The organism is Helicobacter pylori (assembly GCF_014498195.1).
Taxonomy (GTDB): Bacteria; Campylobacterota; Campylobacteria; order Campylobacterales; family Helicobacteraceae; genus Helicobacter; species Helicobacter pylori_DO.
On the sequence record NZ_JACTGH010000015.1, the window covers coordinates 22,487 to 32,500 of the forward strand.

General features: G+C 37.6%; 7 protein-coding genes and 2 pseudogenes. 4 read left to right on the forward strand and 5 right to left on the reverse strand.

Annotated features, from left to right (window positions below):
• Position 1: 1 nt before the first annotated feature.
• A complete protein-coding gene (locus H7N67_RS06925; RefSeq protein ID WP_187939493.1) occupies positions 2-877 on the reverse strand; it encodes a twin-arginine translocation signal domain-containing protein in 876 nt (291 codons plus the stop codon).
• A gap of 150 nt (positions 878-1,027) precedes the next feature.
• The gene (locus tag H7N67_RS06930) at positions 1,028-2,542 is read right to left on the reverse strand and encodes a catalase (protein WP_187939494.1); all 1,515 of its coding nucleotides are present in this window, start codon (positions 2,540-2,542) and stop codon (positions 1,028-1,030) included.
• 319 nt (positions 2,543-2,861) lie between these two features.
• Between H7N67_RS06930 and H7N67_RS06935 the strand changes: the two genes are divergently transcribed.
• The gene (locus tag H7N67_RS06935) at positions 2,862-5,237 is read left to right on the forward strand and encodes a TonB-dependent receptor (protein WP_187939495.1); all 2,376 of its coding nucleotides are present in this window, start codon (positions 2,862-2,864) and stop codon (positions 5,235-5,237) included.
• On the opposite strand, the gene ruvC is transcribed toward H7N67_RS06935, so the two are convergent.
• On the reverse strand, positions 5,238-5,711 hold the full coding sequence (gene ruvC, locus H7N67_RS06940) for a crossover junction endodeoxyribonuclease RuvC (protein ID WP_187939496.1): 474 nt from the start codon (positions 5,709-5,711) through the stop codon (positions 5,238-5,240).
• A gap of 131 nt (positions 5,712-5,842) precedes the next feature.
• On the opposite strand from ruvC, the gene H7N67_RS06945 reads away from it, so the two are divergent.
• The gene (locus H7N67_RS06945) at positions 5,843-6,574 is read left to right on the forward strand and encodes an NYN domain-containing protein (RefSeq protein WP_000646774.1); all 732 of its coding nucleotides are present in this window, start codon (positions 5,843-5,845) and stop codon (positions 6,572-6,574) included.
• Between the two features lie 473 nt (positions 6,575-7,047).
• Here the strand turns inward: H7N67_RS06945 and H7N67_RS06950 are convergent, their stop codons facing one another.
• Positions 7,048-7,470 carry a hypothetical protein gene (locus H7N67_RS06950; protein ID WP_000857969.1) on the reverse strand — a complete coding sequence of 141 codons (423 nt, stop codon included), beginning with the start codon at positions 7,468-7,470 and terminating at the stop codon, positions 7,048-7,050.
• Between the two features lie 425 nt (positions 7,471-7,895).
• Between H7N67_RS06950 and H7N67_RS06960 the strand changes: the two genes are divergently transcribed.
• Positions 7,896-8,660 (forward strand): hypothetical protein, encoded by a 765-nt coding sequence (locus H7N67_RS06960; protein WP_187939497.1) that lies wholly within the window; start codon positions 7,896-7,898, stop codon positions 8,658-8,660.
• An 11-nt stretch (positions 8,661-8,671) separates the two neighbouring features.
• Positions 8,672-9,892, forward strand: a pseudogene (locus H7N67_RS06965) (hypothetical protein); the annotation flags it as partial.
• A gap of 52 nt (positions 9,893-9,944) precedes the next feature.
• Here H7N67_RS06965 and H7N67_RS08215 read toward each other — a convergent pair.
• Positions 9,945-10,014, reverse strand: a pseudogene (locus tag H7N67_RS08215) (RNA-guided endonuclease InsQ/TnpB family protein); the annotation flags it as partial.

A 10,014-nucleotide genomic window follows, 5' to 3' on the forward strand; every position in this document is an offset into this window, starting at 1 on the left:
TTTAGACAATCGTATAGGACACTCTTTTTTCAAAAAGTTTGCTCTCGTAATTGCCTAAATCCCTACCATCCACAAGGGCAAAGGCATCGCCAAAAGTCGCCAATAAGGCAGTATCTAATTGCATGTCTTTATGGCGGTTCAACGGGATAAAAACTTCCTTGTGATTATTTTGAAAATCAAACGCTAACAAGGAATCTTTCAAATACACTTCCACTCTAGAAGCGTTTTTCACCACGCTGTTTTGAGCCAATTTCAAACCTTGCACTTCAGCACTTTTAATCCCACACGCATGGCATAAGGACACAAACATGCTCTCTTTTGAAATGGTTGCAAACCAAGGCAAACTCTCTCGTTTAGGCAAATTTTCTTTACCCTCTAAAGCCTTCTGTCTTTTAGGCATCTCATGCTTGATGAACGCATAAAAATTACGAACGCTTTCTTTAGGGGTTGTTCCCTTGAGCTGGTTGGCAATGTTAGCCACGCTCGCATCATCTCTTTCATAACGCCCCATCGCTACAAAATCGCTCGTTTCAAACAAACGCTCATTCAATTGATAGCTAGCGATCTCATAAGACAAATGGACTTGCTTTTTTTGAGTGCTTCTTGAAAAATCCACTTGCAAATAAGGCACTCCAAAATTGAGCATGCTTTTATAACTAGCATGATTGCCTTGTAAATGCACATTGCTCGCTACAACACTCGGCATGGGAATGAAAAGTGAAGTGTGCTCTGCAGAATCAAAATCAATGCTGTATTGAGCTTCTATTTTATATTTTGCAACACTCCCTTTGCTTTCTTCTGCCTGCAAAATCTGTGCTCCTAAAACAGCACCTGTAGCGCCTAAAGCAGTCGTTTTAATAAAATCCCTTCGTTTCATAACTATAACTCTTTATTGTAATTTTTAAATTCGTTGAATGAATGAAAAAGTAGGACACAACACCAACCCTAAAGGATTGATAAGTATCCAAAAACCTAAATTTTGAAAGACAAAGCATTCCTAAAAAATAAGAACGCTCAAAGAAAAGGGTTACTTTTTCTTTTTCATATGCATGTCTTTTCCATGCATGTCTTTCATCATTTTTTGGTGTTTTTCAAGAGCTTTTTTAACTCCCTCAGCGTATTTGGGGTCAGCTTTCTTGAAATGCTCCAATTGTTTATCCACAATTTCTTTATGGGTAACATGAGCTAAAGACTCTCCAATAGTGTCATGCAACCTTTCTTTTTCATCAGCTGGCAATGAGCGGTAGTAATCGCCTGGTTGGGTATAGTAATCGCTATCATCAGCTCTATAATCCCAATTCCACACTTCAAACTCTTTCTCAATATGAGCTAAGTTGAACTTAGGATCTCTCGCACTCTTATCTTCTTTATAGCCAGGCAATGAGCTAGGCGTATAGTTTTGTAAAGAGCCGTAGTATCCGTTTTGCATGTAACCATCTCTGCTAGAAGAGTGGAACGGGCACCTTGGTCTATTGACCGGTATCTGAGGATAATTAACCCCTAAGCGGTAGCGGTGTGTGTCTCCATAAGAGAACAAGCGTCCTTGCAACATCCTATCAGGGCTATAGCCAATTCCAGGAACGACATTAGCCGGAGTGAATGCCGCTTGCTCCACTTCTGCGAAATAGTTTTCAGGATTTTTATTCAACTCTACAATGCCCACTTCCATCAATGGATAATCTTGGAGATACCAAATTTTAGTCACATCAAACGGATGGAATCGATACTTTTTAGCATCTTCTTCTGGCATCACTTGAATGCTTAATTTCCATTTTGGGAAATCCCCTCTAGCGATCGCATTGAATAAATCCCTTTGATTGGAATCAGGATCATGCTTTCTGATTTCTGCAGCTTCTTCGTTAGTCAAGTGCTTAACGCCTTGCATGGTGTGAAAATGGAATTTCACCCAAAAGCGTTCGCCTTTTGCGTTGATAAGGCTGAAAGTGTGGCTGCCAAAACCATCCATGTGGCGGAAAGATTTAGGAATACCTCTATCGCTCATAACCCATGTTACTTGATACAAACTTTCAGGAACATTACTCCAAAAATCCCATACCATGTCGTGGTTAGGCAAATTGGTTTGAGGATCTCGTTTTTGAGTGTGGATGAAATCAGGGAATTTGATCGCATCACGGATAAAGAAAACAGGCGTGTTGTTCCCTACTAAATCCCAGTTACCTTCTTCAGTGTAATACTTCATCGCAAAACCTCTAGGGTCTCTCACCGCATCCGCACTGCCTTTTTCCCCTGCCACAGTAGAAAATCTGAAAAAGCATTCTGTTTTTTTGCCCACTTTAGAGAAAATTTTCGCTTTAGTGTATTTAGTGATGTCTTTAGTCACGGTGAAAGTGCCATAAGCCCCGCTTCCTTTAGCATGCACGACCCTTTCAGGGATCCTTTCTCTGTCAAACGCCGCTAATTTTTCCAAAAACCAAGTGCTTTGTAATAAAACAGGACCTCTAGGGCCGGCCGTAATCACATTGTTGTCATCCCAAACGGGAGCGCCAAAAGCAGTGGTTTGTTTCACATCTTTATTAACCATCTTTTTTCCTTTTATAATCTCAAATCTTCGTAATATGACACTAAGCCAATTACTTGTGGTGATTATTACATAATTTGTTATACAAAGACTAACGAGATTCAATTTCCTTAAAAAATCTTTTTTTAAGAATAAAAAACCCCCTTAAGTATTTCTATTCGTAACAATTAATGAAAATAAGAAAGATTAAAAACAAAATTTTATTTTTAATCTGGTTTTAATAATAACTATCATACTATTCTATCTCAATGCATTGACGGATTTTGTTTTGTTTTTTTTTGATTTTTATTTTTTAAATTTTTAGATTAAGGAGAGTTGTTGGATGTTTTTAAGATCATACCCAAGGCTTAGATACGCTTTATGTTTACCCCTACTCGCTGAGACTTGCTATAGCGAGGAGCGCACTTTAAATAAGGTTACCACCCAAGCTAAAAGGATTTTCACTTACAACAATGAGTTTAAAGTAACTTCTAAAGAATTGGATCAACGCCAAAGCAATGAAGTCAAGGACTTGTTTAGGACTAACCCTGATGTGAATGTGGGCGGAGGGAGCGTGATGGGGCAAAAAATCTATGTGAGAGGTATTGAAGACAGGCTTTTAAGGGTTACTGTGGATGGGGCTGCGCAAAATGGCAATATCTACCACCACCAAGGCAATACCATAATTGACCCTGGCATGCTCAAAAGCGTGGAAGTTACCAAAGGATCAGCGAATGCGAGTGCAGGGCCAGGAGCGATCGCAGGAGTGATTAAAATGGAGACTAAAGGAGCGGCTGATTTTATCCCAAAAGGGCGCAGTTATGCAGCCAGTGGGGCGGTGAGTTTTTATACCAATTTTGGCGATCGAGAGACTTTTAGATCGGCTTATCAAAGCGCGCATTTTGATATTATCGCTTACTACACGCACCAAAACATCTTCTATTATAGAAGCGGCGCTACAGCGATGAAAAACCTTTTCAATCCCACACAAGCCGATAAAGAGCCAGGAACTCCCAGCGAACAAAACAACGCTTTAGTTAAAATGAATGGTTATTTGAGCGACAGAGACACGCTCACTTTCAGCTGGAACATGACACGAGATAACGCTACACGCCCTTTAAGGAGTAACGCTATAGGGTTAGCCTATCCTTGTGAAGCCCCTTTTAGCCCTGATAGCGACCAAGGGTGTCCTAATGTGTTGGATAGTTTCACTAAATACATGTATCACTCCATCAATAGCGCTAACAATCTTTCCTTACAATACAAAAGGGAAGCGGGAAATTCTTTTGGCGACCCACGATTGGATTTTACCCTTTATACAAGTATTAGAAACGCCAAGTTTGATCCCCTATTTGATCCTAATGGCGTTTATGCCAAATTCCCCACTTCTCAAGCGAGCGCATGGGAAAAAGAAAATTACCCATGCGTGGAAGGCGGGTATTGCACCCCAAGCTTTTCAGATGTGGATAAACCAAGCTCACAGCCTAGGGATTTGTTTTTAAACAACACCGGCTTAAACCTTAAAGTCGCGCATGTGATTGATGAAGCCACAGACAGCCTTTTTGAATACGGATTCAACTACCAAAATTTAAGCGTTTTTGACGCTCGTATCCCCAAATCAGAATTATACAGACCCAATCAAGTCTATACTGATGATAAAGGGCAAAAACAAATCGCTTGCAGTCTTGTGGATAATAACCCCAATGACCCTACGCTATGCCAAAGAGGGAAAGCGAACGGGAATATTTATGGAGGCTACGTGCAAGCGAATTACTCGCCTCATAAAATCATCACTTTTGGAGCTGGGGTTAGGTGGGACGCATACACGCTTTATGATAAAGACTGGAACCACCGCTACACTCAAGGCTTTAGCCCTAGCGCGGCCCTTGTGCTAAGCCCCATTGAGCCTTTATCTTTAAAAATCACTTATTCTCAAGTTACAAGAGGGGTGATGCCAGGAGATGGCGTGTATATGCGCCAAAACGATTTACGATACGCTAAAAATATCAAGCCTGAAGTGGGCTCTAACGCTGAATTTAATATTGATTATTCAAGCCAGTATTTTAGCGGGAGGGCTGCGGCGTTCTATCAGGCTTTGGATAATTTCATCTCACAATACGCGCAAAATTTGATTGTAACCAATTTAAATCAAGCGATTAGGATTTATGGCTATGAAGTGGGTGGGACATTCAAATACAAGGGCGTGAGTTTGAATGTAGGGATCTCGCGCACTTGGCCCACCACTAGGGGGTATTTAATGGCGGACAGCTATGAGCTTGCCGCAAGCACCGGTAATGTTTTTATCATTAAATTGGATTACACCATCCCCAAAACAGGGATCAATCTTGCTTGGCTTAGCCGCTTTGTTACCGGTTTAGATTATTGCGGGTTTGATATTTACTTGCCTGATTACGGGACGGCTGAGAAACCCAAAACCCCTACCGATTTAGCCAAATGCGGATCCCAATTGGGGTTAGTGCATATGCACAAACCGGGCTATGGCGTGAGTAATTTTTATATCAATTGGAGTCCTAAAACCAAAAGCCGCTGGAAAGGTTTGCTGCTTTCAGCCGTGTTCAATAATGTTTTCAACAAATTCTATGTGGATCAAACAAGCCCCTATGTCATGAGCCCGGATATGCCAGGCACTGACGCTGTTAAAAGAGCGATCGCAGAGCCTGGGTTTAATGCGCGTTTTGAAGTGGCTTACAAATGGTAGTTAATGGAGCCTTAAGCGTTGCGCATGCGTGATAGCAACGGCTATCGCATCGCTAATATCCAAAGGCTTGATTTCGCTTGTGATGTTAAGCAAGCGTTTGACCATAAAGGCTACTTGCTCTTTAGCGGCTTTCCCGTTACCGGTTAGGGCTTTTTTGACTTGTAGGGGCGTGTATTCGCTGAAATTACCGATCCTTTCTAAAATCTTTAAGGACAACGCCCCCCTGAATTGCGCGAGCTTGATCACGCTTTTAGGGTTATACCCAAAGAAAATATCTTCAATCGCCACTTCATGGACTTCGTAACGATCCAATAAGCAATCTAAGGCTTCTATCAAGTCTAAAATCTGTTCTTGCAAGCGTGTCGTGGTGATATTAATGAACCCGGCCGTGATTAAAGAAAGCTTGTTGGAAGCGTGAGAAATGATAGCATACCCGCATTTCCTACTGCCTGGATCTATTCCTAAAATACGCATCAATCATTCCTATTATTTAATTGCAAGGTTTAAAAAACGCTATTATTATATCCATGTTTCTTGTTGGCACAAAATACAAGATTGCATTAAGAATTTTTAAAAAATTTAGCGTATAAATAAGGGAGCAATAAATGAAAGCAAACACAATCATACTAGTGGATTGGGAGAATTTCAGGCGCGATATCAAACAAACAAAATGCGTTAATTACAATATCGCTTTAGATGTGATCGTTACTATCAGAGCTTTTTTACTAGATGATGAATGGATCAGTCGTATTTACTTTTATACCACCCCACCCTTTGATTTTGAACATGCGTTATGGGATAAAAGGAATGACACCCTCCAAAATGAAAAAAATCCGGGAACAGAAATGAAAATCTTCACGAGCAGCGACATTGAAGAGATCTTACAAAGCAGTGAAGCGACTAAATGGGAGAAGATTTATAGCGATGTGGAAAATTTCCAACACGATCTCGCTTCATTGGATCAAGTGGAATTAAGGTTAGGGAGGACTAAGTTAAACGCAATAAGAGTGGAGTTTGATGGGAGTTATAGAGCGTTATTGGAACAAAAGCAGGTGGATATGCTCATGGGTCTTGACATTCAAAGAATCGCTTTTAAAAAAATAGCCGATAGGATTTTGATATTTTCAAAAGATACGGATCTAATCCCAGCGCTCAAATTAGCCAGAGATGAGGGGTTAAGGGTGGATATTGCCGATTTGTCTAACAGATTGTCTCTTCTTAGCCAGGATTTGAAATACAATTCGGATAAAGTGAGGAAATTGAGCAGCAACGAAGTCAAAGACAAGCTTTTTTCCATCAGAGAAAATCTCACTAAAACCAATTGGGCTTTAAACTAAAAAACCAACAGAGTTCTGGTAACGATGCAAACAGAGTAACCAAAATTTCTTTTTTTAAAAAATTAAAGAAATAAAACAAGGAGTCAATCCAACCCAATTAATTTAAAAATACCAAAGATCTGACCAATTAATAACCCTCTTCTTTGGGTTGTGGGAGTTTAAAATGGAGGGTCTTACTGCCCTTATCGGTTTGGATTTTAACCTCCATGAGATTCTTGCAATCGTGTTATTGTCAGAGACTCTCCAAATTTAAGCGTGAACATAGCGGTTTTTTCGTCTTCGAGCTCTTGGAGTTTTTTTGTGCTTGTGGGAGTTGTTCGTTTATCTCATTCATTTCGGCTAGAGCAGATTTGTTCTCATCTAAAAACTCTTTAACCTTATTTTGCCATTCTTGATTGTTCAATAGAACTTAAAAGGCTTTTTTAAGGGATTCAAAATCAAGATCATTATCCCAAGTATAAGAATCTTTATGTTCATTGAGCCATTAACGCCGAATAATCGTCAATATCTTTTATATCTTTATAGTATTTTTGAAAATTAGCAATTTTATTTTGATACTCTTGGATCGTTTTTTCATTTTTAGCGATGGACTCTTCATCACGCTCAAGCTCCTCGAACAATTCAGGCACTCCTTCTTCAAGCTCTTCTAAATCTTTTTGAATTTTTTCCAAATCCTTACTAGTATAAGTGTGAGAACAATTCTCTCTATTAAACTGAATGTCTTGGATTTCTATGCTGTCTGTTTTAGAAATGATTGTCAGTTTGTTTTTATGGAGTCTTGTTTCAATGGGGATCGCATCATCTTTGCCACGCCAAGCTGATATGAGACTATTTAATCCCTTACCTAATGATATTACAATCAATAAAGTCAATAATACTTTAGCGCTTGTCTTCATTTTGTGATTATCTTTCAATATCTATTGGTGGTTTTTTATCATTGGACATGGCAAAACTAAAAATTATCATTAATATTAAACCCACTTTTTGCATTATACCCACATTAAAACCCTTCTGTTGTAAGTTTTATCTCAAATAGTTTGAGTATAGTAGACTTAGACTTAACTTAAGCGAGTTCTAAAAATTTTAGGGCTGTTGGAGGTGGTTGAGTAATCCTATCGTTTGCGTCCTTGGCATGTTGAATACCAATAAAAATAAATTACTATCGCTTGCATTAGGGTGAGTAGCCTTATCAAAATTAAGGTTTTTAGCAGCGATATTTTTTAATAAGTAGATACTATCGGCTTCTAACTTGTTATCTCATTCTTTAGAGAATGTAATTATTTATAGAACTCTTATCTAAGCTTCTTTTAAAAGGAAGTTTATGAAGTTTTTTAAAATCCCTAAACTGCACTTAAATTCTAGAGAGTGCCAAGAAATGTTTTTAGACAATGTTAAATTTTCCAAAAAGACACAACAATTTTATTTCCAAAACTATCCAAATGTTAATGTAGAAATCTTTAGAAAAGTTGTTGAAGATAGGTTTTATAGCACTTTATTTGGTGGGGTTGGGTCTAGAAGGCTTTACAGAGAGCTTTGTGAGCTTGCACTAAGTTCAAAAAGCAATAAAATTGCATTAAGTAGACACTATTACACGCAAGTGCATCAGTGTGTAGATAGGTCTTTAAGAAACGCAATCAATGATTTGGAAGCTCAAGGGTTAATTGAAGCGGTAAAAAATAAGCCAGGCTATGTGTATATCTATTTAAAAGACTTCACAAAAAATAAGGAGTTTCAAGGGAGTAAATTCAATAAAAACACTCTCCTTTCCCCTTTTTTTTTAAGAATTATTAACTTTTTACAAAAGAACGCACAAAGGCTAAAAAGCGTGAAGTATAGAGTTAATAACCAAATTTGCGAGCTTAAAGAGATCGTTTTTAATAAATTCAGACAATTTAACAACTTACTTTTTAGTTTTAATCCTCTAAATGACACACAGACAATTTTTACGCTCAATTATAAGAGCTTGAGCAAAAAAGCACTCCCTAGTAACAAATGCCCTTATCAAAAAGCTATTGTGTTGAAAAATTTGCAAAGAGCTTTTAATAGATTGAGCGTTAAATCTAAAGATTTAAGAGTATGCGCATAAAGGCTTAGATTATGGCTTATGTAAAGAACGCTTTATACTTACCACTAGATAGCCTTCTAGAAAAAAATGGCTATAGATTTAACGCACAAAAAAGCACTAAAATTTGGAAAGTTTATAGCAACGGCAATGAAAAGATTCTTGTAAGACAAAGCGCTAATTTTCAATGGTTTTATGTGAATTGCGACAATAAAGCTGATAGCGGTAATATTATCAATTTTTGTAAGAACAGAAATTTAGACTTAATAGGTTTTACGCAAGGCTTAAGCGTAAATGACAACACCATAAAAGAAAATACTCTTAGACTAGCCAGTAAAGAAGCGGATAAATCTAAAGAGCAACAAAAAATTATTGATAAATTCAATCAATTTGAGCTTTATGATTTAACTAATTCCAAAATGTTAGAAAAAAGAGGGCTTAAGGGTAATCTCTTTTTAGTCTATAACCACTCTTTAAAAAAAGACAAACATAATAACATGTGTGTGCCTAACTTCTTATATTCTAAAAATAGCCATTCTAATAAAATCATTTCTTACACTAGACGCTTAGAAAATCCTATGACTAGCTTAAACAATCAAGTATTAGGCAGACCGCTCAATGTTTTAAATAAGGGGGAAAAAGGTATAGAAATGCTGGCTCCTAAGGATTTAAAGTTAATTAAAAATATTGTTTTGAGCGAAAGCATTATTGATAGCATGAGTTATTTGCAATTAAGAAAGCTCAATGCTTATGAAAGTATTCTATTAAGCTGTAATGGGCAATTTAATGCTAATAAATTAGACGCTTTTTTAGAAAAATTATTGAGCGATATTGAGCAATCTAAAAGCAAAGAATACGCTGACTATCTTAAAAAGGTTCAGAGTTTTGAATTATATAAAGGCACTCAAACAAGAATTGAAAATAAAACAAACACCACTAGAGATAACTTAACTATCCATTTTTCAAGGGCTAAATATCCTAGTAGCACAGATTTCATGCCAGCTAAAGATTGGGTCAATGAAAGCGTGAAAAGTTTAGATGAATTAGTTAAGGTGATTACAAACTACCATTATTCAAGCGCGATTTATAAGAATAACTATAGAAATACCCATAACACCAAAGGCTTTTCTAACTTGCTTATTTTTGATATAGATAATGACAAAGATAAGCCTAATATTAGCCTAGAAGAGACTAAAAATCTCTTTAAAAAACATGGCATAGAAACGCTTATTATCCCATCAAGAAACCATAGTGAAACCACCCCTTGCTAAAGCAAGGAGCTTCCTAACTAAAGCGCCCTAATGGACACTAACACGAAAGGCTTTGTTCTTTAAAGTCTGCATGGATATTTCCTACCCCAAAAAGACTTAACCCTTTG